This is a genomic window from Planktothrix paucivesiculata PCC 9631 (assembly GCF_900009265.2).
Classification (GTDB): Bacteria; Cyanobacteriota; Cyanobacteriia; order Cyanobacteriales; family Microcoleaceae; genus Planktothrix; species Planktothrix paucivesiculata.
Map to the genome: position 1 here is coordinate 587,876 of NZ_LR735018.1, position 21,813 is coordinate 609,688.

A 21,813-nucleotide genomic window follows, 5' to 3' on the forward strand; every position below is an offset into this window, starting at 1 on the left:
GAATTTTTGAGAATTTTTAAATAACGTATTATAATTTGTAAGTTTTGGTATCGATATTGGCAGATTTCTACTCTTGTAGAATTTAGCAATCAGCGATAAAAAGTTAAGATTCACTGGGAATCCTAACCCCTAGAGCCGATTAAAACTTCTTTAAATCAATCAATCTTAATGAAATTGACACAGACCCCTTTAGATACCTTTGCGATTACAACACCCCTTTATTATGTCAATGATGTTCCTCACATTGGCAGTGCTTATACAACCATGGCGGCGGATGCGATCGCCCGATTTCAACGACTCCAAGGAAAATCTGTTCTCCTGATTACTGGAACGGATGAACACGGTCAAAAAATTCAACGGACAGCCGAAGAATTAGGCCGTTTTCCCCAGGATCATTGTGATCAGATTGCCTCTAGTTTTGCCTCCCTGTGGGAGTATTTTAATATTCAGCACGATCGCTTTAGTCGCACCACCGCCCCCCGTCACGAAGCCATTGTCAAAGAATTTTTTCAACGGGTTTGGGATAACGGAGATATCTACCTCAGTCAACAGCAGGGTTGGTATTGTGTCGCCTGTGAAGAATACAAAGAAGAACGGGAATTAGCCCCGGGAAAATTTTGCCCTATTCATACCAATAAAGTAGTAGAATGGAAAGATGAGCAGAACTATTTTTTCCGCTTATCTAATTATCAGAAACAGTTAGAAACTCTATATCAAGAGCATCCCGAGTTTATTCAGCCTGAAAGTCGGCGCAACGAGGTCATGAATTTTGTTAAGCAAGGACTACAGGATTTTTCGATTTCCCGCGTTAATATTGACTGGGGATTTCCCATTCCTACCGATCCGAATCATACGATTTATGTTTGGTTTGATGCGTTATTGGGATATGTCACCGCCTTGCTTGATCCTGAAGATGAACCCACCTTAGACAAGGCTTTATCGAAATGGTGGCCGATTAGTTTGCATCTGATTGGTAAGGATATTTTAAGGTTTCACGCCATTTATTGGCCGGCAATGTTGATGTCCGCAGGAATATCTCTGCCCGCTCGTATCTTTGGACACGGTTTTTTAACCAAAGATGGGAAGAAGATGGGCAAAAGCTTAGGGAATACGCTCGATCCCGTGGCTTTAGTCAATCAATATGGTTCGGATGCTATTCGCTTTTATTTTTTGAAAGAGATAGAATTTGGACAGGATGGTGATTATAGTCAGACTCGGTTTATTCATACCGTTAATGCTAACTTAGCTAATGACTTAGGGAACTTGCTTAACCGGACGCTGAAAATGGCGCATAAATATTTTAACGGTTGTGTTCCTAATGTTAAGAGTGAGGATATCCCCCAGGAAGATGGGCTCAAATCCATCGGTCTCCCCTTAACGGATACGGTAACTCAAGCATACAATTCCCTAGCCTTTAGCGAAGTTTGCCACGCTATTTTCACCCTAATTCAAGCCGGGAATAAATACATTGATGAGCAAGCTCCTTGGAGTCTTTATAAACAAGGAAAACAAGAAGCGGTGGCTCAAGTGCTGTACTCGGTTTTGGAATCAGTTCGGTTATCATCTTATCTTTTATCCCCCATTATTCCGAATATTAGCACTCGGATTTATCAACAACTGGGATATACTGTTGACTTCAATGACCAGACTATACTCAGAACATCACTGTCCTTTGATATTCATGGGGTTTGGGGTGCTTTACCCCCTAATCAACCCATCCAGGAAGGACAACCCGTTTTTAGGCGCTTGGAGGATGTAGAGGAGGTGTCATCCTAAATTTAACCCCGTTGTGATGATCGCCTGGTTTAACATAAAACATCAATTTCAATTGTTTTACTTTCCCCATACTCAAATCATTTTTTTTCATAAAAAAGAGGTATAAAAATGTTGAATAATATGACCACTGGAGAACTGTTTACTCCTGAACAAGTTCTCGAAAACAGGGGCCGGGTTGCCATCTTTATTGATGGTTCCAATCTATTTTATGCAGCTTTGCAACTGGGAATTGAAATCGATTACACTAAATTGTTGTGTCGTTTAACCGCCGGATCTCGGTTGTTACGTTCCTTTTTCTATACGGGAGTTGATCGCACCAATGAGAAGCAACAGGGCTTTTTATTATGGATGCGACGCAATGGCTATCGCGTCATTTCTAAAGATTTAGTTCAACTTCCTGACGGTTCTAAAAAAGCTAATTTGGATGTAGAAATAGCCGTGGATATGATGGCCTTAGTAGGTTCCTACGACACGGCGGTTTTAGTGAGTGGGGATGGAGATTTAGCCTATGCAGTGGACTCCGTGAGTTATCGGGGTGTGCGGGTAGAAGTGGTGAGTTTACGAGCGATGACCAGCGATAGTTTAATTAATGTCGCCGATCGCTATATTGATTTAGAAATGATCAAAGAAGAAATCCAAAAAACCCCCCGCAGTCCCAGCTATACCTATCGCCCCTTATCGGGAATTAGTCTGATAGATGGACAAATAATTGAGGAGCATTCCTAGAAAAACAAACGGAGTAAAAGCTGGCTTCGGCTGGTTTTTACTCCGAACTTTCCAACTCTTAAACTCTTAAAATTAGATGCGGTTGTTACTGGTTTGGGTAATTATTTTAATCGGAATTTCTGCTTGCGCTCCCAAAAATGTTGAACAGACCTCAACAAATTCTCAATCTAAGCCCTCGGAAGAATTTGAACGCACTTTAACCTTAGATGATGTCACCTTAGAACAGGCGGATGAGAAGGGAAGATTATTATGGAAAATCAGAGCCAAACAGGTTAGTTATAGTAAAGATCAAAAAATGGCTACGGTGAAAAATCCCGTGGGTGAGTTATACGATGAGGGGAAATTATTATATAATATTAAAGCGGATGAGGGAGAATTTGAACAGAATAGCAAACGTATTTTTTTACGCAACAATATTGTCGCTACCGATCCGAATACGGGTCTAGTTTTGAAGGGAAATGAGTTAGAATGGATTGTACAGCAATATATTATTGTAGTGCGAAATGGAGTCACCGGAGATCATGCTCAATTGCAAGCAGTGGCTCGGGAAGTGCAGGTATTTTATCGACAAAAACGAGTAGAATTTTGGGATAAAGCCACGGTTAGTGGCAAAGATCCCGTTATTAAGTTACAAAGTGATCATATTATTTGGCAATTAGAACCCCAACTGTTAACCAGTAATATGAAAACGCAGATTGAACGTTATCAAAATCAAACTATTACAGACCGGGGGGTGGGGGAAACCGCAGAAATGAATTTAAAAACTAAAATTGGGACTCTCAAAAAGAATGCTCAAATTGCTTTATCTCAACCGCCCTTACAAATTTCTAGTAATGAATTACAATGGAATTACGAGAAACAAACGATTAGTTCTCCTCAGTTTATTACCCTAATTGAACGAGATCAGCAAGTAACTTTAACCGCCGATCAAGGATGGGGAGATTTAAAAAATAATATCTTTTATTTAACCGGAAATGTAGTCGGAATTGGTCAAAAACGTCAAGCCCAACTCAATGCTAATTTAGTCAATTGGTCTGTGGTTGAACAGTCTTTTTCCGCCGAAGGAAACGTGGTTTATCGTCAACTCGATCCCCCATTTAGTTTAATGGGAGAAAAAGCCGTGGGTCGGTTTGAAAATGATACAATTGTTGTTAGTGGAGGGAATACGGGAACCCCTGTAGTTACCGAAATTATCCCCGAAGATTGATTATTAGAATCCCCTGCCTTCTAACCATGGGGATCATATCAATTTAACCTACCTATTAGGTAAAAATCTTAATGCGGATGGCGGGACTCGAACCCGCAAGGGAAGCCCACACGCCCCTCAAACGTGCGCGTATACCAATTCCGCCACATCCGCTTGTGAAGACTGCGCTTACTTTCGCAGCTAATTTACTAATGTAGCACAGCTTCCTCAACCTGTCACCCCCTAATCTGAAATTTTTTTGGAGATGCCGTTTCTGCTGGTGCTCTCCCAGAAACCGGTTTTTTTTAGGTAGGACTTACGCAGAAACCGGGTTTCTGAACGAGAAATCTCGATTTCATCCGCAAAATCAGGGCCAGAAACCCGGTTTCTTTGGTCTTGTGCGTAAGTCCTGTTAGGAAAATACTTCCTTGTGACCCACATATTCTCTAAAAAACCCGGTTTCTCGGGCGACCTGCGTAAGTCCTATCTCTACAACAATCTTGATTAATTAATTAATATTATTGTTAATTTTAAATTCCAAATAGCGATTTCATTCGCTCTCTGATCCAGACCAGGGGATTGATTTCTAAATCTTCTTCTTCCCCTAATACTCCCATTTCTCTTAATAGTTGTTGACGTTCAACTAATTCCTGTTTGCGTTCCACTAATTTTTCTGCAATTTGGTCAGCAACTTGGGGATATTTAGAAAGAAAATAATGAAATACATTGCGATCGACTACAAATAAAATAGTTGTTTCCAAGGTTCTCACCGCCGCCGTGCGGGGGATTCCCATAATTAAAGCCAGTTCCCCAAAAAAGTCTCCAGCTTGTAAATTTCTAATCTGTTTATCGAGTTTTTCTGATAGAATTTCTACGGAACCTGAAAGAATAATATGAAACGCATCTCCTGGATCTCCTTCATGGAAAATAAAAGCCCCAGGAATAACCGTTTCTCGATACCCTTGTTCAATTAATCCTAATAATTCTAATTCGGTAAAATGTTCAAAATAAACTACTTTTCTTAATAAATCTGCTAGGGATATATGATTGATAGATTCTAGTTCTAAGCCTTGAGAATCTTCAATTGTTTGAATCGGAAAAGCTTGGGGTTGAGATGGAGCATCAACAGCAGCAGGATGGGTATTAAAAATCATTCGTAGGTCTTCAGGATTTTTAATCCATAAATCTCTTTGGGGTAGAGGAATAGTAATATTGTTTTTTTTAAAAGCATTTTCAATCATATAGTTTAAGGCACTTTGAATCGGAAGTCTAGCTTTAGGTTGATCAATCCAAACCAAGAGTTCAAAATTAATACAATCATCTTCAAAACTTCTTAACCAAACTTGAGGAGCCGGATAGGATAAAACCCTCGATTCTTGACGGGCAACGGCCAATAAAACTTCAGTTACTAACACCGGATCACTTCCGTAAGCAACGGGGATTTTAATATGAATTCGACTATTAATATTTCCATAACTCCAGTTAATAATATTGGCATTAACTAAACTTTGATTGGGTATAATAATCGAAATTCCATCATTGGTTAAAATAGTTGTGGCGCGAATAGATATTTTTTTAATATTACCTTCTAAATCATCAATTTCAATATAATCTCCGACTTTGACCGGACGTTCAATTAGTAGGATTAATCCACTAACAAAATTCTGGAATAATCCTTGAAAACCCAAACCAATTCCAATCCCTAAACCTCCGGCTAAGAAGGTTAAAGATCGAATATCTAAACCACAGGCTTGAGGAACAATAATAAACCCTAATGAAATAACAAAATAATAAAAAATTGTGGCGATCGCTTCTCGACTTCCTTCATCAAATCCCCATTTAATCAATAATTTATCTCGGAGCCAGTTTGTCACTAATCGAGCTAAAAAAATAACGACTAATAGTGATATAATTACTGTAATAATTAAACTGACTGAAATTGTAATTTCACCGATTCTAATGGGTTGGGTAAAAATTCTATATAAAAATTGTATAATTTTCTGAATAATTGTCATGGCAGGGAATAGGTAATGGGTAATGGGTAATGGGTAATAGTGATGAATTTTCGAGTGTTATAATAAGAACACCAATAATTATTCTATCTTTGTGTAAAACTTTTTATCTATTCCCCATTCCCTCTCTTAACAAGAAATTTAGCATAATAAGTACAAAAAAACCAATATGACTACATTTCAATTAATTATTTTAGTAGGTACGGGATTAATTGCTGGAATTTTAGCGGGATTTTTAGGAATAGGGGGTGGCACGGTTTTAGTCCCCTTATTAGTCGCATTAGGATATACACCTGTTCAAGCAGTGGCGACCAGTAGTTTATCCATTGTGATCACGGCTATTTCTGGAAGTTTTCAAAATTGGCGCATGGGATATCTGAGTTTAAATAAAGTGATTGGAATAGGATTTCCTTCGGTATTAACGGCACAAATCGGGGTATTTTTGGCGGGAATATTTTCTCCAAGATTATTATTATTTTTATTTGGCTGTTTATTGTTATTAAATGTTTATTTGGTAGAAGTTCGTAAACAAATAACAGCTAAGAAAAAACAACGGGAAGAACAACAAACCTCTGAATCTACTATAAATTCCGAGAATAATATTCGATTTAATCCGGTTTTTTCTCGAATTTTAACCGGAAGTTCCGCCGGAATTTTAGCGGGATTATTTGGCGTGGGTGGAGGAATTATTATGGTTCCTTTGCAAATATTACTATTAGGAGAAACCATTAAAGTTGCTATTCAAACCAGTTTAGGCGTGATTATGATTACGGCTATTTCTGCTTGTATTGGACACGCAACTCAAGGGAATGTATTATGGATTCCAGGAATTATTTTAGGCTTAGGCGGATTATTAGGTGTGCAGATTAGCACCCGATTTTTACCCAAATTATCCGATCAAACCGTGACTATAATGTTTAAAATATTTTTAATTATCCTCTCAATTTATATCTTTAAACAAGCCTATATACAACCTTCTTAGTAACCCCTTCAGGGGTGTTTCAGAACTTGGGAAAAATACCACAAAAACTCGGTTTAATAGAGAGTAGATGGTCATAAAAATTTAGTTGCCGCTGTTTTAGCTCTCGCTTAAGAGCGCTGAAGCGCAACAACGAGAAGAACAAATTTTATGACCATCTAGTGACTTGGTTGATTTTTCTTATGTTATTTCATGCGAATAGCTAAAGCATTCCGGGCTTGTTCTCGATCATCAAAATGAATTTTTTCAGTCCCCAAAATTTGATAATCTTCGTGACCTTTTCCCGCAATTAATACCCCATCTCCGGGTTGCGCCTCCAGAATAGCCGTATGAATGGCTTTAGCCCGATCTGCAATTACAATCGGTTTGATACTGTCAGGAATTCCGGCTAAAACATCTTGTAAAATCTGTTCCGGGTCTTCCGTCCGGGGATTATCCGAAGTCACAACCGCAACATCTGCTAATTCTGCCCCAATTTTCCCCATTTTCGGGCGTTTAGTCCGATCGCGATCGCCCCCACAACCAAAGACACAAATCATCCGACCCGGAATAAACGGACGGGACGCCTTGAGCAAATTCTCCAAACTGTCGGGGGTGTGAGCATAATCCACAATCACACTAATATCCTGATCCGGGCTAATTTGTACCCGTTCCATCCGTCCGGGAACCCCCTGAAACTGAGCAGTTTTATCGACAATGGTAGTTAAATCTAATCCTAAACTTAACCCCGCCCCGACCGCCGCCAACAGGTTAGATAAATTATATTGACCGACCAAAGGTAAATCAAATTCCGCCTCTCCTTGAGGAGTATGGAGAACACCTTTAACCCCCGTGGGTTGGTAGGAAAGTTGATCCGCCCAGAGATCGGCCGTCGAGTCACTGGTGCTATAACTCCACGCCCTATCCCCCAATTGGGCAATTAACCTTTGACCATAGGGATCATCGGCGTTAATAATCCCTCGACCCTTGAGATAGTCGGGACTAAATAATCGGGATTTCGCCGCAAAATAATCCTCCATCGTCGGGTGATAGTCCAAATGATCCTGGGTCAAATTGGTAAATACGGCTACTTGAAACGGACAACCGAGAACCCGTCCCTGGTCTAACGCATGGGAACTGACTTCCATCGCCCCGAACTCACATCCGGCGGCTACGGCCTGGGCCAGTTGTCCCTGTAATTCTACGGAGAAGGGGGTGGTATGGGTGGCCGTTTCTTGAAATCCGGGCCAACGGGCGTAGAGGGTTCCCAGTAAGGCCGTGGGATGGTTACTATTGCTGAGGAGAAATTCAATTAAATGGGTGGTTGTGGTTTTCCCATTGGTTCCTGTTACCCCTACCAGGCGCAATTTTTCCCCTGGATAGTCATAAAAAGCCGTGGCAATTTTAGCGCAGGCTTGGGTCATATCATCGGTGGGAATAATGCAGGGCTGTTCGGCGGTAATCCGGTCTTGAGTTTTTTCGGCGGCGGTTTGGGAGATAATGGCCGCGACTGCACCAGAAGCGATCGCACTCGGCCAAAAGTCCCCGCCATCCACCCGGGTTCCAGGCATTCCTAGGAATAAATCCCCCGGTTGACAAGCGATGGAGTTTGTCGTTAACCCCTTAACTTCTTGTTCTAAGGCGGGGTGAGACTCGGACGCTGATATCCCAACTTTTACCAGTAACTCTTTGAGTTTCATTGGTTGCAACTCCTGACAACGGGACTGAATTTACTGCATCATAGCAACGATAGGGGCAGATATTAGAGGAAATCCGCCTTCCTAGACTCTATTGAGTTATTTTTGCTGGCTATTATTTCAATAAATCCTCAATTAAATTTACTAAATTTTCATCTATTTCTAAAGGTGAAATTAAATCAAATTTAACGGTCGGGAATTGGGCAGAAAACCGTTGAATTGATTGGGCGATCGCATCGCTGATCCCACCGGAAAACATAAAATAAGGAATAATTCCAATTCGATCAACTGCCGATGAAATTAACCCTTGAATTTGGGTTTCTAAATTAGGAGAAACCGACCAATAGGCAGGAATTGCGCCGATTTGAGTTGCTAACTGTTCAATGGGTTGATTTCCCCCTAAATGGCGACTGCCATGGGCAATTAAAATCCAATGATCAGTTTCAACCGTTGCCATTTTTGTAGTGATCCAAGGGGCTAAACGATTGATTTGAGAACCGAAATAGGGTAATAAATTGAGTTGAATGTCCGGGCCGAGTGTTCGCTGGGCGATCGCCACTTCTTCGGGCAGATCCGCCTGAACATGAACACCCGCAGATAAAAATAAGGGCAAAATTTGTACTTGGGAATATCCCCGAGACCGACTTAACTGGGCAAACTCTTGAATCTGTTGGTGGAGTTGAAGGGGGGCTAATTCTAAGGTGGCAGTGCCAACCAAAGAACAGCCCGAACGTTGCCCCAGGTGTTCAGCCAATTGATTTAGAGCTTCTTGGGGACGAGGATCACGGCTACCGTGAGCAACCAGCAAAGATGGAGATAACAAGGGTTAGGGTTATGCAGTTAACGATTGATATTGTATCGAAGATTGCTCAACTTCACCGAACTTGAGAATAGAAAACCTATACAAAAATTTTTTTTTTAAAGTTGGTGATAATTCTATCATTCCAAAACCATCGACTACAGATCGACTAACTTCACCCAACCTCTACGGACATTGTAAAGCAGTCGGTTAATAATTGCTTTTTCGTCTTCGGTCAGGCTATCCCCCAAAATGGCGGATCTCAGATGTTGGCGATCGGTACGAGTCACCACACTAGAAAACATAATTTGACCAAAAAGCTCCTCAAGTGGGACGGGACAGTATGCCATCATGAATTACCTCTACTTAGAATGGCTTGCTCAAAGATTAATCTTTGTGAGCTTGTATAGATCAATTATGAACTTTTTGTACAGAATGTTAAGTGATTCAAAGGGATGTAAAGTTGTGATTCATTGGCATAATTTTTGTGATTTGAGTCAATGTCCAGTGCCAGCGTCCTCGCTCCCCCACAGTCAACCGTCAACCGTTAAGCTGTTTCTGCATTTAAATGATATAGCGAGGACGCTCACACTACAGAGTTGCCGGATTTAGGAATCAGCATTTAAACAATATATTCTCAGACAGCGAGGCGGCTCGTACCCCAAGAGTTGCAGGAAAATTTAGATGGGCTGCCGATCAACACTCAACCGTCAACCTACAAACATTTTTCCAACGTAGCCACAACTGATTGAGATAAACTCGGCAAATCATAGCCACCTTCGAGTCCAAAGACAATTTTAGAAGTCAGTTGTAGACAGTATTCGGTAAAAACTCCATAATCCTCTGGTTGTAGGGCAATACTCGCTAAGGGATCATCCGCGTTGGCATCATACCCGGCACTGACGATCAGCAAATCTGGCTGAAACTGCTGTAAAAAGGGCATAATATAACCTTCAAACGCGGGTTTATATAACCCCATCGTGCTACCCGGAGACATGGGAATATTCAGAACATTATTGTGAGAGCCAAATTCATCCCCATATCCTGTCCCCGGATAACAAGGGGACTGATGTAACGAACAATAGGCAATCTGAGCATTATTTTCCACTAAATCTTGAGTTCCATTCCCATGATGGACATCCCAATCTAAAATCGCCACCTTCTTAATTCCTGGTTTTTTCAGGGCGTAATAGGCCGCGATCGCTGCATTAGAAAATAAACAAAATCCCATCCCCCGATCTCTTTCGGCATGATGTCCGGGGGGACGAGCTAAAACAAAAGCCGGACGACCCGTATCCAAAACCCGATCCACCCCATCCAACCAACCACTCACCGCCAAGAGTGCCACATCATAACTTTCCGCCGACATGGGAGTATCCCCATCCAAATAACCACCACCCCGATCTGCGATCGCTTTGACTTGCTGAATATGGGCCGCAGTATGCACCTTTTCCAATAGCTTGATTAAAGAGTCCAGGCGATCGGCCACCGGAGTCGGCTGTTCCCACCGTAACTGTTCCGTCCAAGGTACGGATTTGAGAGCGTTCACAATCGCCGTTAACCGTTCTGGCCGTTCTGGATGGAACAATCCCGTCTTATGGTTGAGGAATTCGTCAGAATAAATAACTGTTAGCATTTGTCAAGAGTTTTTTCAATTTTAAATCCCAGATTTTACCCCCAATCAGAAGGCAAATTATGGTAGAATTTTAAGCATTAGTCACTGATTTTAGAACCCCTACCGAAAGGGATTTTTTTTCTATTAATATTTTCGGTTAAATGTGACTAATTTTAAATTGTAATGGAGTTTTTGAAGGTATGAGTACCTCTGAGTCGAGAATTGTCCCGACGGATCTGAGAAATGAAATGCAGCAGTCCTACCTAGAATACGCCATGAGCGTGATTGTAGGGCGGGCACTGCCAGATGCACGGGATGGTTTGAAACCCGTTCACCGTCGGATCTTGTACGCGATGAACGAACTGGGCTTAACACCCGATCGGCCCTTCCGTAAATGCGCCCGTGTGGTGGGGGAGGTACTCGGTAAATATCACCCCCATGGGGATGTAGCCGTTTATGATGCCTTGGTGCGGATGGCACAGGACTTTTCCATGCGCTCGCCCTTAATCAACGGCCATGGTAACTTTGGCTCAGTCGATAACGATCCTCCCGCGGCCATGCGGTATACGGAATGCCGTCTACAAGCTCTAACCAGTGATTCCCTCCTGCGAGATATCGATTCAGAAACCGTTGCCTTTGGCGATAACTTCGATGGCTCTCAACAGGAACCCTTAGTTTTACCCGCACGAATTCCCCAATTACTATTAAATGGATCTTCGGGAATTGCTGTGGGGATGGCGACTAATATTCCCCCTCACAATTTAGGAGAATTAATCGATGGTTTACTGGCATTAATTCATAATCCTGAGATTACTATTGCCGAATTAATGCGCCATATTCCGGGCCCAGATTTTCCCACCGGAGCGCAAATTTTAGGCACATCGGGCATTAAAGAAGCCTATAACGATGGTCGGGGTTCGATTACGATGCGCGGGGTTGCTACCATTGAAACCATCGAACATAAAGGTAGACCCGATCGAGAAGCAATTATTGTCACCCAATTGCCTTATCAAACCAATAAAGCGGCGATGATTGAACGCATTGCTGAAATGGTGAATGATAAGAAATTAGAGGGAATTTCCGATATTCGGGATGAAAGCGATCGCGATGGAATGCGGATCGTAATTGAACTCAAACGGGATGCTTACCCCCGAGTTATTCTTAATAACCTCTACAAACAAACGCCCCTACAAACCAATTTTGGGGCGAATATGTTAGCCCTAGTTAATGGTCGTCCTGAAATTCTCACCCTCAAACGCTTCTTAGAAGTATTCCTGCATTTCCGAGAACAAACTATCCGCAAACGCACGGAATATGAACTTAGAAAAGCCCAAGAACGGGATCATCTTTTACTGGGTTTATTAATTGCCTTAGACAATTTAGATGCAATTATTGCCTTAATTCGTCATGCGGCAGATATTCCCATCGCTAAACAAGAATTAATGACGAACTATGGGTTATCTGAACAACAAGCCGATGCAATTCTACAAATGCAATTGCGACGGTTGACCGCTTTAGAAGCCCAAAAAATTGACCAAGAACACCAAGAATTACAAATAAAAATCGCTGATTTAGAGGATATTTTAGCCCGACGAGAAAGAATTTTGGTAATCGTTGAAGATGAAGCCCTAGAAATCAAACAAAAATTTAATACCCCCCGACGTACTATTATTGAACACACAGAAGGGGAGTTAGATGATACGGATTTAATTGCCAATGAAAAAGCCTTAATTCTGTTAACAGAACAGGGCTATATGAAACGAATGCCTGTTAATACCTTTGCTGCCCAAAGTCGAGCCACCAAAGGCAAACAAGGCACAAAAATGAAAGAGGATGATGGGGTTGAACACTTTATCACCTGTTGTGACCATGACACGATTTTATTCTTTAGTAATCGTGGTGTAGTTTACAGTATTAGAGCCTATCAAATCCCGGCTTCATCCCGGACAGCGCGGGGGGTTCCGATTATTCAAATGTTACCCATTCCCAAGGAAGAACGGATCACATCTATTGTTCACGTTAGCGAATTTAGCGATGATGAATATTTAGTGATGTTAACTAAAGGTGGATTTATTAAGAAAACTCAACTCTCCGCCTTTAGTAATATTAGAACTAATGGTTTAATTGCTATTTCCTTAGAAGAAGGAGACGAATTGCGCTGGGTCAGACGGGCAAAAGTTGACGATGGTATTATCATTGGTTCCCGTCATGGCATGGCTATTCATTTTAAAGCCAATAATAAACAATTGCGACCATTAGGACGGGCAACCCGGGGCGTTAAATCCATGAAATTGAAAGGGGATGATACCTTAATCAGTATGGATATTTTGCCCAGTGCAATTATTTCTAATTTTGTGGAAGCGGAGGGAGAAGAACCTGAAACCGATGATGAATTGATGCTCACAACGGTAGAAAGTACCGAGGAAGAAAACGAACTAACCACAGCAGAAACCACTGAAGAAAACGAAACAGAAACCGAAGTAATAGCCGAGGTAAATTCTCTAGGACTATCGGTTTTAGTCATCACCGCCAGTGGTTATGGAAAAAGGGTTCCAGTGTCTCAATTCCGTCTACAAAATCGCGCTGGAAAAGGGATTATTGCTACCAAGTTTAAACCCCATGCGAAGAAAGACGAAGTTGTGGCTTTAAAAGTTGTTGATGAAACTCAGGAATTAATGTTAATTAGCAGTCGAGGCATTATTATTCGTCAAGTCGTGAATGCCATTCCCCTTCAGTCTCGTAGTGCTACAGGGGTTCGGGTTCAGCGTCTATACGAGGAAGATTCCATTGCTGCGGTCGCCATTGTTCCCGCTTCCGGGGAAGAAGATGCGGAAAGTCTATCCAATTCTGAAGAATCTGGAGAATCTGGGGAGCCTGGGGAGTCTGGAGAAGAAGAATAAAAAATAACCCCCTAACATCAGAAGTAGGGGCGAATGGCCGTTCGCCCCTACTTGATTTAAGCAGACATGACAAGTTTTTGAAAAAGGGAAAAATCTATCAACCGTTCGACAAGCTCACGACGCGGCTTCTTGATAAATTTTCCCCCAAACCATATATTAAGTTATCTAACGGGCTAGGAGGGATTCGAACCCCCGACACCGTGGTCCGTAGCCACGTGCTCTAGTCCACTGAGCTACAAGCCCCCGTCAGTTCAGCACAACAATCTCAAAAATTAGCTTTTTTTGACTGCTTTATTAGCATAACACATTTTTCCCAAATGGCAAACATTTTTTTTTCAGAATCCGCCGATTGCCTTTCCCACCTGGATGAAACCGGGGAAGCAAGGATGGTGGATGTGTCGGGGAAGGTGGCAACCCGTCGCCAGGCGATCGCCGGGGGACAAGTCAGGATGTTAAGCACGACCTTTGACGCCATTGAAGCCGGAAACGCACCGAAAGGGGATGTTTTAAGCACAGCAAAACTGGCGGGAATCATGGCGGCCAAACAAACGGCCCAATTAATTCCCCTGTGTCATCCCTTGCCCTTAAGCAAAATTGATGTCCAAATTATTCCCGATCCCGAATTACCCGGGTATCAAATTCGATCCCAAGTGATTACCAAAGCGGAAACCGGGGTAGAAATGGAAGCCTTAACCGCCGTTTCCGTGGCGGCTTTGACTCTCTATGACATGGCTAAAGCCTTGGAAAAATCCATTGTGATTGAGTCAATTCGCCTGTTGAGTAAAACCGGGGGAAAATCCGGGGACTACCAACAACAGATAGAAGTCAATCCCAGTTAGGCCTAAAATGGAATAGAAAATCTTGGGAACTTATTGTCTATGCCTCCTCGTTGGCCCCGTCAACCTGACCGGAAAGATCCAGACTATCGCCGTTTGGATGATCGGATGAATTTTGCCACCCATGTTGCTATTTTTGCCACGATTAATTCGGGTTTATGGTTTTTCCATAATCTGCAATCCACGGACTGGTCTTGGTTAACCCCATTTACCCTGGTTTGGTTATCTGCGATCGCCATTCATGGCCTTTATATTTTTGCGATCGCCGACTATTCTCCCGTCACGCCCAATCGATAAAATTCAGGTTAACGATGAATCGTTAACCCCCAATAATTTAGGAGTTTAATTATGTCTGTTTTAGATACAAAAACCCTGGAAAAATTAGCCGCTGAAATTGGAGAAAATATCTATATTGATATTGCTAAATGGCGTCTCTATTTAGCCGAGGCCCATTTGCATACACAATTAGCCGAACAACTTTATCCGCTTTTAGATCAGGGAGATTTTAGTGAAAGTGAAGTTCAACAGGTTTTGCAAAAAATTCATGTAAATTTAGGCGGCGGAAAACAGACAACCTCCTTGGTGAATTTAATTCCCAATGCCGGAATTCAAGACTTAGTAAGAATTTTAAAAGACTTCCAAGAAGACCTATAAACTTCGTAGTGAGCCCTTCAGGGCTCACTCAAATTCTAACTATAGCAATAAGATTTCAATTAAATTTAGCTCAGGTGAGTAGGTATAGCAATCCTAAATAGGTTGTAACATTTCAATACTGGTTGATTTTCTCGCCCACTTACTTAATGTAAAGTTTTGTAATAATTTTTAAACCTTCTGAGAAAAACAGAATCGGTCAGTTATATAGCAATCCTAAATAGGTTGTGGTAGGGGCAATTCATGAATTGCCCCTACCACAAGGATTAAATTTCAAAAAATATTACAACTTAAATAGGATTGCTATACTAAATTTAGTAATGTTAAATCAGGGTATTCTCTAACAGAAGCCAAAAGCAACTTAAAAATTCTGTATAAAATCCTTAAAAATTGTCCTTTCCTAGTATCACATTAACTATAGCAATCCCAAATAAGGTTGTAATATTTTATCGTAGGGGTTTGGAAACCAAACCCAGGCGCAAAGAGAGTTTAGAAGGACATTACCCCTACAGAACTTTTTCATAAATCCTACACGATTGCTATAAGTGCAGTCTCCTATCGTCTTTTGACTTCTTCAGCCGAGGGGTCGGTTTTGCACTCAACAAACCACCCTAACTTTCCAACTCATTCAGACTAAACCCAAACCATTCCAGGTAATAGAAAATAAAGGATTGATCATGAGTACCATTAATTTTGACCTAAGTTCAGCCGTCACGGATAATATATTACTGATCATTGATTCATCCGTTACTAATATCCCCCAATTATTAGATGCAATGGGTGAAGATGTTGATTTTCTTATCCTCTCAAAAAATGAAGATGGAATTCAACAAATTACCAATATTTTATCAGGCTACAAAAATTTAAAAGCTGTTCATCTGCTCACCCATGGAAGTTCAGGAACACTGCATCTAGGTAATACGACCCTAAACGCCAATAATATTGAAAAATATGCACCCCAACTGAAAACTTGGCGACAAACTTTTACAGAAAATACCGATTTTTTAATCTATAGTTGTGAACTCGCATCGGATAACGGTAGGTTTTTGTCTCGTCTTCATAACTATCTAGGAGTTAACCTAGCGGCTTCGCGTCAAAAAGTTGGTTATACTTCCTTGGGGGGAAGTTGGAACCTAGATTTCATCTTAGGAAAAATTACCACGCCATTTCCGTTTGATCAAGAAAAAATTACTGCTTATCCAGCAATATTAGGGACTTATAACGTCAGTACCGTTGATGAATTAAAAACAGCCATTAACACGGCTAACACCACAACAGAAGACGATGTTATTAATTTAACAAAAGGAGTCTACAGCTTAACAACGGTTGATAACAACACCTCCGATGGTTTTGCTAGTGATGCTAACGGTTTACCCACTCCTACGGATATAACCGTTGGTGGAAAACTGACCCTGAACGGGAATGGGGCTATTATTGAACGAAGCACCACAGCACCTGCTTTCCGTTTCTTTTATGTTCCCTCTAATAGTGACCTTACCCTAAATAACCTCAGCTTCAGTAATGGGGAAGCAGACAAACGGGGAGGAGCAATTTATGTTAGTAGCAGTCTAGGCAACCTTACGGTTAATAATAGTACCTTTACCAATAACAAAGTCACAGGCGAGGGAGGATATGGCGGTGGGGCAATTTTTATTTACTACAGCAGTACCGCTACGATTAATAATAGTACCTTTTCGGGTAACAGCGTAGAAGATAGTGGCGGTGCTATTCATAATATTGGCAACTTATCCATTACTAATAGTACCTTTACGAACAACAAAGCCGATACTAATACCAGTAATAATACCTCTTATGATAGTGGTGGAGCCATTTTTCAAAATAGTGGAACAGCTACCCTTAAAAACACATTAATTGCCGGAAATCAAGACTTATCAACAGATATTAAAACTCCCGATATAGCCGGAGGAACTTGGACAGATGGAGGTGGAAATTTAATCGGAGATAATAGCAGTGTTGAAACGACATTTCCAACCAGTAGCTTAGTGGGAACAGCCACCAATCCTTTAGATGCTAAATTAGGCCCTTTACAAGATAATGGCGGATTAAGTTTTACCCATGCTTTGTTAGCAGGAAGCCCAGGGATTGATACAGGAAATAATACCAATGCGACCGGATTAACAACCGACCAACGAGGCAGTGGATTTGACCGAATTATTAATAATACTGTTGATATTGGTGCGTTTGAATATGTCGCCCCCGAAATAGAAGTCTTAGACGGAACTAGCAATATTATTGATGGAACCTCAACAGCTATTAATTTTGGTCAGATATCCCTAGGAGGAAGTCTTACTAAAACCTTCACGATTAAAAATACCGGATTAGGGGATTTACTATTAACTAATCCGATAACTTTTACCGGAACAGGTGTTACCGGATTAGGGACTTTTACCACCACTACACTTGCTCCTAATGGGAGTACAACTGTTGATATTACCCTCACACCCAATCAAATCGGAACACTACAAGGAGAATTATCTTTTAGTAATAATGATGGAGACGAAAACCCGTTTAACTTTCCTTTTTCATTGATTGCTTCTGCGGTAGAAATTAGTAAAGTTCAAGCTCCTCCTGCGATTACCTTAAAAGCGGGAGATAACCTCGATTTTGTAGTGACATTTACTCAACCTGTCACGATTAATAAAGGTACAGGAAATGTTAATATTCCCGTTACCTTAGATACAGGCGGAATTGTTAATGCGACTTTATTAGGGACAGGAGCAGCGAATACTCAGCATATTTTCCGTTACAATATTGGTTTAGGAGAAGAGGATAATAATGGCCCCGTTACAGGAACAGCGTTAACCTTAACGGGGGATGCAACTGTTAAAGATAGTGGGGGAAATGACGTTAATTTAACCCTCAATAATGTGACGGATACCACAGCCATTAAGGTAGATGCAGTCACACCAACAGTTAGTAGCATTATTCGTCAAACTCCGACAACAGAAATCACCAATGAGAATACGGTTGTTTATCAAGTTAATTTTAGTGAAGGGGTGAAAGATTTAGACATTAGTGATTTTATTATCACCCCAACAGGAACAGTAAACGGTACAATTGCCAGTGTTTCTGCGGTAACGGGAAATAGTGTTAATGTCACCGTCAATAATATTAGTGGAAACGGAACATTACGACTGGATACCTCAGCAACTCCGACAATTAAAGATATTGCTGGAAACTCGTTAACAACAGCCTTTAATACGGGTGAAACTTATACAGTTGACGGAATTCAACCAACAGTTAGTAGTATTATTCGTCAAACCCCGACAACAGAAATCACCAATGGGAATACGGTTGTTTATCAAGTTAATTTTAGTGAAGGGGTGAAAGATTTAGACATTAGTGATTTTCTCATCACCCCAACAGGAACAGTAAACGGTACAATTGCCAGTGTTTCTGCGGTAACGGGAAATAGTGTTAATGTCACCGTCAATAATATTAGTGGAAACGGAACATTACGACTGGATACCTCAGCAACTCCGACAATTAAAGATATTGCTGGAAACGCTTTAACAACAGCCTTTAATACGGGTGAAATTTATACAGTTGAGGTTATAACGCCAGCGCCCACGCCTACGCCCACACCAACACCGACAATATCACCCACACCAACACCAACACCTACAATAGCTCCTACGCCCACACCAACACCGACAATAGCACCCACACCAACACCGACAATAGCACCCACACCAACGCCAACCCCAACGTTAGAACCTAGTCCAACGCCAACGCCAACGTTAGAACCTACACCTGCGCCAACACCAACGTTAGAACCTACCCCAACACCAACACCAACGTTAGAACCTACCCCAACACCAACACCATCACCATCACCCACGCCAACGTTAGAACCTACCCCAGCACCAACGCCGATTCCCCAAACTGGAGAAGAAATTATAAACTTTATTAAAGGGTTAACTCCTGAACAGTTTGCGGCGGTGACTCCCACGCAGTGGACAAGCTTCCTGCAAATTTTAAGTCCTGAACAGTTAAAAACTTTAACCCAAGGTTTAACATCAGAACAAACCCAAAGCTTGGTCTCAAGTCTAAGCGTCCAACAATGGCAAGCGCTGACAGTAGAACAAACCCAAGCCTTTTTTCAAGGGTTAACAAGTCAACAACTTCAGGCATTTACACCCGAACAAATTCAAAACTTAATCCAAAAACTCAAACCGGAACAAATTTCAGTTGTCTACGGTAGTTTAACTGAGTCTCAAGTCCAAGGATTAAGTTCACAACAAATTTTAGCTTTTACGAATGGGTTAAGCTTACAACAGTGGCAAGCCGTGACGCCTGAACTGTTAAAAGGTTTGCTACAAAAATTAACCCCTCAACAGTTGCAAGAGTTTAGCCAAGGGTTAAATCCCCAATTATTGCAAGTTGTGTCTGCTGAACAGTTGCAAGCTGTGACTCAAGGGTTAAACCCAGAACAATTGCAAGCCTATTTGCAAGGTTTTAGCGCCCAACAGTTACAAAGCTTAAGTCCCCAACAGTTGCAAGGGATGACCCAAGGTTTAACTCAAGAACAACTACAAACCTTTTTCCCTTGGCTAGTGGCAGTTCCTCCTTCAACACCGATTCCAACACCCTCACCGACTTTAGCCCCGACCCCAACGCCAACACCGACGTTAGAACCGAGTCCAACACCATTACCTCCTGGTGATACCACTCCTCCGACAGTTACCCTTGAGCAAAATCGTCCCCCTTCTGACAATGCTGTTTACTTGAAGGTTGAATTTAGTGAACCGGTTAAGGGGTTTGAAGCGAATGATCTCCTGTTAGGGGGAACTGCGAACCCCGAAACTGCAACCATTACAGGTAGTGGCAGCATCTATGAGGTAGCGGTTGAGGGAATGACAGCATTTGGGACTGTTTCGGTTACACTTCCAGCCAATACTGTTACCGATGAAGCAGGCAATTTTAACCAACAGAATACCGTCATTGATCAACTGACTAACTTTAGTCCACCAGACAAGCCAGAAACTCTAAATTTCCTTCAAGGTCTTGCTACATCTCAGGGGGTTACTCTAAAACAACTAACCCAAACACCACTGGTTTTAGCAGCAAATAATACTGACGATCCCCTCAAGACACTTGAAGCATTTGCATCTAAACTTCAGGGTGCTGGTCTACCTCTTCTTGCGGTATTTAATAATAATAGCTTTGTAAACCTAATAAAAACAGCAGGAAGTTCATCTGAGATTGCAAAAATGTTGAGCACACTAAGTGCTGAAAAATTTGCTTTGCTAAATCGATTAGGTCTTGCACAGTTTGGCGGTGTACCTATACGTCGAGCTACACAATTTAGCAGAATCCAATACTATCAGATCTCGTTAACTCAGATACTGGCTTATAGGTTTACGAGTGTCAGGTTTACGGGGCCTGGTGGCACAATTGCCCCCGGTCTTTTCGGTGCACCGCGTAGCAATAATGACGAGCGTAGCGGCATGGAATCTCACGAAAACTTAATTGCACCTCAATATGATGTGATATCTTTTGTTGATGACCTTGCATCTGAGAATCTTAATTCTATCCCCCTGTTAGATCCAGGAGACGATACATTTTCTCAGCATTATTATGTATTGAATTCCAATGGGGGTATGGTATTCCCTCTGGAAGTTGCCCAGAAATTGAGTATTTCTGAACAACCGATTAACGTTAATGCGACGAATCAGGAAATATTTGAACATTTCAATCGAGAAAGCTTTGAAGTTTCTGTCCCTGAAAAGATTGGTGGTGCAATGTTGACGGAAAATAATCGCACCTTGCAAAATTTACAAACAGATCTTCAAGAAACGCTAGGAACTGAATCTCCTGAACTCAATCAATTGGCTCAACAAATTTCAACTCGGTTTGATGCCAATACCCCATGGGATTTCTCTATGGTTGCTCCTTTCTCCCAATTGCCAGAGGATTTGCCGAGTAGTCAGCCAATTCTGATGCAAGCAAATGTGGCTTTATCACAGCAAACAGGAGTCGGAAATCAACAAATTAGCTTGATTGATAGTACGGATTTGCCTAATTCTATTATTCAACTCCAAAATATTAATGTTGCTTTATTAAGGGGGCAAATGCAACTCTTGGGCGATGCCGGAAAAAATATTGTTGTTGGAGATAAACTAGCCCAAACTATTGCATTAGGTCAAGGGGATGATGAAGGTCATGGCGGTGCTGCTGGAGATATTCTATATGGCGGAAAAGATGATGATTTGCTATGGGGAAATCAAGAAAATGATAACTTGTTTGGAGATTTAGGAAATGATAATCTTTATGGTGGACAAGGGGATGATTTCTTAGATGGAGGAGAAGGGGATGATCACCTATTTGGAGATGTAGGAAATGATATTTTAATCGGCGGTAAAGGACGCGATCGCTTTTATATTGGAGCGAATCAAGGAGTAGATATCATTAATGATTTTACTCTGGGTGAAGATCAGATTCAGTTAATAGGCGGATTAATCTTTGAAGAGTTGCAAATCACAACAGTTAGTGGCAATACAATCATTAAACTTGCCAATACGGGAGAGGAACTCGTTAAACTGTTAGGTTTTGATAGTACCGTGAATTACTCTGACCTGCTACGCTGAGGTCGGAGTTTCCTGCCCAACAGAAAGCACAACAGTGGATTTCTTG

The 21,813-nt window shown here is 41.5% G+C and carries 14 protein-coding genes and 2 tRNA genes; 9 read left to right on the forward strand and 7 right to left on the reverse strand.

Features of this window, described 5'->3' with window-relative positions:
• Positions 1-168 precede the first annotated feature (168 nt).
• From metG to lptC, 3 genes are all read left to right on the forward strand, one after another.
• Positions 169-1,776: a methionine--tRNA ligase gene (metG, locus tag PL9631_RS16705; RefSeq protein ID WP_083622010.1), complete on the forward strand. Its 1,608-nt coding sequence runs from the start codon at positions 169-171 to the stop codon at positions 1,774-1,776.
• A gap of 120 nt (positions 1,777-1,896) precedes the next feature.
• Positions 1,897-2,502, forward strand: a complete 606-nt coding sequence (locus PL9631_RS16710) for a LabA-like NYN domain-containing protein (RefSeq protein ID WP_407947588.1) — start codon at positions 1,897-1,899, stop codon at positions 2,500-2,502.
• A gap of 76 nt (positions 2,503-2,578) precedes the next feature.
• Positions 2,579-3,709 (forward strand): LPS export ABC transporter periplasmic protein LptC, encoded by a 1,131-nt coding sequence (lptC, locus tag PL9631_RS16715; protein ID WP_083622013.1) that lies wholly within the window; start codon positions 2,579-2,581, stop codon positions 3,707-3,709.
• Positions 3,710-3,781: 72 nt separating this feature from the next.
• Here the strand turns inward: lptC and PL9631_RS16720 are convergent.
• Both PL9631_RS16720 and PL9631_RS16725 read right to left on the reverse strand, forming a co-directional pair.
• A tRNA-Leu gene (locus tag PL9631_RS16720) sits at positions 3,782-3,862 on the reverse strand.
• 356 nt (positions 3,863-4,218) lie between these two features.
• On the reverse strand, positions 4,219-5,703 hold the full coding sequence (locus tag PL9631_RS16725) for a mechanosensitive ion channel domain-containing protein (protein WP_083622015.1): 1,485 nt from the start codon (positions 5,701-5,703) through the stop codon (positions 4,219-4,221).
• Positions 5,704-5,869: 166 nt separating this feature from the next.
• Between PL9631_RS16725 and PL9631_RS16730 the strand changes: the two genes are divergently transcribed.
• The gene (locus tag PL9631_RS16730; protein WP_083622017.1) at positions 5,870-6,682 is read left to right on the forward strand and encodes a sulfite exporter TauE/SafE family protein; all 813 of its coding nucleotides are present in this window, start codon (positions 5,870-5,872) and stop codon (positions 6,680-6,682) included.
• A gap of 182 nt (positions 6,683-6,864) precedes the next feature.
• Here PL9631_RS16730 and PL9631_RS16735 read toward each other — a convergent pair whose 3' ends face one another.
• The 4 genes from PL9631_RS16735 to PL9631_RS16750 form a co-directional block, all read right to left on the reverse strand.
• Positions 6,865-8,358, reverse strand: coding sequence for a UDP-N-acetylmuramoyl-L-alanyl-D-glutamate--2,6-diaminopimelate ligase (locus PL9631_RS16735; protein ID WP_083622018.1), 1,494 nt, complete (start codon positions 8,356-8,358; stop codon positions 6,865-6,867).
• 112 nt (positions 8,359-8,470) lie between these two features.
• Positions 8,471-9,178, reverse strand: a complete 708-nt coding sequence (locus tag PL9631_RS16740) for a sirohydrochlorin chelatase (RefSeq protein ID WP_231516756.1) — start codon at positions 9,176-9,178, stop codon at positions 8,471-8,473.
• A 134-nt stretch (positions 9,179-9,312) separates the two neighbouring features.
• Positions 9,313-9,504: a hypothetical protein gene (locus PL9631_RS16745; RefSeq protein WP_083622152.1), complete on the reverse strand. Its 192-nt coding sequence runs from the start codon at positions 9,502-9,504 to the stop codon at positions 9,313-9,315.
• A gap of 365 nt (positions 9,505-9,869) precedes the next feature.
• Positions 9,870-10,790, reverse strand: coding sequence for a histone deacetylase family protein (locus PL9631_RS16750; RefSeq protein ID WP_083622020.1), 921 nt, complete (start codon positions 10,788-10,790; stop codon positions 9,870-9,872).
• Between the two features lie 179 nt (positions 10,791-10,969).
• Here PL9631_RS16750 and gyrA point away from each other — a divergent pair, with 179 nt between their 5' ends.
• On the forward strand, positions 10,970-13,669 hold the full coding sequence (gyrA, locus tag PL9631_RS16755) for a DNA gyrase subunit A (protein WP_083622022.1): 2,700 nt from the start codon (positions 10,970-10,972) through the stop codon (positions 13,667-13,669).
• A gap of 169 nt (positions 13,670-13,838) precedes the next feature.
• Here gyrA and PL9631_RS16760 read toward each other — a convergent pair.
• Positions 13,839-13,912: transfer RNA gene (locus PL9631_RS16760), tRNA-Arg, on the reverse strand.
• A 74-nt stretch (positions 13,913-13,986) separates the two neighbouring features.
• On the opposite strand from PL9631_RS16760, the gene moaC reads away from it, so the two are divergent.
• The 4 genes from moaC (at position 13,987) to PL9631_RS26780 (ending at position 21,767) form a co-directional block, all read left to right on the forward strand.
• A complete protein-coding gene (gene moaC / locus PL9631_RS16765; protein WP_083622024.1) occupies positions 13,987-14,508 on the forward strand; it encodes a cyclic pyranopterin monophosphate synthase MoaC in 522 nt (173 codons plus the stop codon).
• Positions 14,509-14,547: 39 nt separating this feature from the next.
• Complete coding sequence (locus PL9631_RS16770) at positions 14,548-14,802, forward strand: 2TM domain-containing protein (RefSeq protein WP_083622026.1); 255 nt, start codon at positions 14,548-14,550, stop codon at positions 14,800-14,802.
• Between the two features lie 51 nt (positions 14,803-14,853).
• Entirely contained in the window at positions 14,854-15,159 is a 306-nt protein-coding gene (locus tag PL9631_RS16775; RefSeq protein WP_197046395.1) for a DUF3181 family protein, read from the forward strand.
• Between the two features lie 674 nt (positions 15,160-15,833).
• Positions 15,834-21,767 carry a DUF4347 domain-containing protein gene (locus tag PL9631_RS26780; RefSeq protein WP_269321706.1) on the forward strand — a complete coding sequence of 1,978 codons (5,934 nt, stop codon included), beginning with the start codon at positions 15,834-15,836 and terminating at the stop codon, positions 21,765-21,767.
• The last annotated feature ends 46 nt before the right edge of the window (positions 21,768-21,813 follow it).

What these genes read in the sequence shown, in the direction of transcription:
- PL9631_RS16775 (WP_197046395.1), top strand. Translation starts at nt 14,854, where the DNA reads ATGTCTGTTTTAGATACAAAAACCCTGGAAAAATTAGCCGCTGAAATT.
- gyrA (WP_083622022.1), top strand. Translation starts at nt 10,970, where the DNA reads ATGAGTACCTCTGAGTCGAGAATTGTCCCGACGGATCTGAGAAATGAA.
- metG (WP_083622010.1), top strand. Translation starts at nt 169, where the DNA reads ATGAAATTGACACAGACCCCTTTAGATACCTTTGCGATTACAACACCC.
- PL9631_RS16735 (WP_083622018.1), bottom strand. Translation starts at nt 8,358, where the DNA reads ATGAAACTCAAAGAGTTACTGGTAAAAGTTGGGATATCAGCGTCCGAG.
- PL9631_RS16730 (WP_083622017.1), top strand. Translation starts at nt 5,870, where the DNA reads ATGACTACATTTCAATTAATTATTTTAGTAGGTACGGGATTAATTGCT.
- lptC (WP_083622013.1), top strand. Translation starts at nt 2,579, where the DNA reads ATGCGGTTGTTACTGGTTTGGGTAATTATTTTAATCGGAATTTCTGCT.
- PL9631_RS16745 (WP_083622152.1), bottom strand. Translation starts at nt 9,504, where the DNA reads ATGGCATACTGTCCCGTCCCACTTGAGGAGCTTTTTGGTCAAATTATG.
- PL9631_RS16750 (WP_083622020.1), bottom strand. Translation starts at nt 10,790, where the DNA reads ATGCTAACAGTTATTTATTCTGACGAATTCCTCAACCATAAGACGGGA.
- PL9631_RS16725 (WP_083622015.1), bottom strand. Translation starts at nt 5,703, where the DNA reads ATGACAATTATTCAGAAAATTATACAATTTTTATATAGAATTTTTACC.
- moaC (WP_083622024.1), top strand. Translation starts at nt 13,987, where the DNA reads ATGGCAAACATTTTTTTTTCAGAATCCGCCGATTGCCTTTCCCACCTG.
- PL9631_RS16710 (WP_407947588.1), top strand. Translation starts at nt 1,897, where the DNA reads ATGACCACTGGAGAACTGTTTACTCCTGAACAAGTTCTCGAAAACAGG.
- PL9631_RS26780 (WP_269321706.1), top strand. Translation starts at nt 15,834, where the DNA reads ATGAGTACCATTAATTTTGACCTAAGTTCAGCCGTCACGGATAATATA.
- PL9631_RS16770 (WP_083622026.1), top strand. Translation starts at nt 14,548, where the DNA reads ATGCCTCCTCGTTGGCCCCGTCAACCTGACCGGAAAGATCCAGACTAT.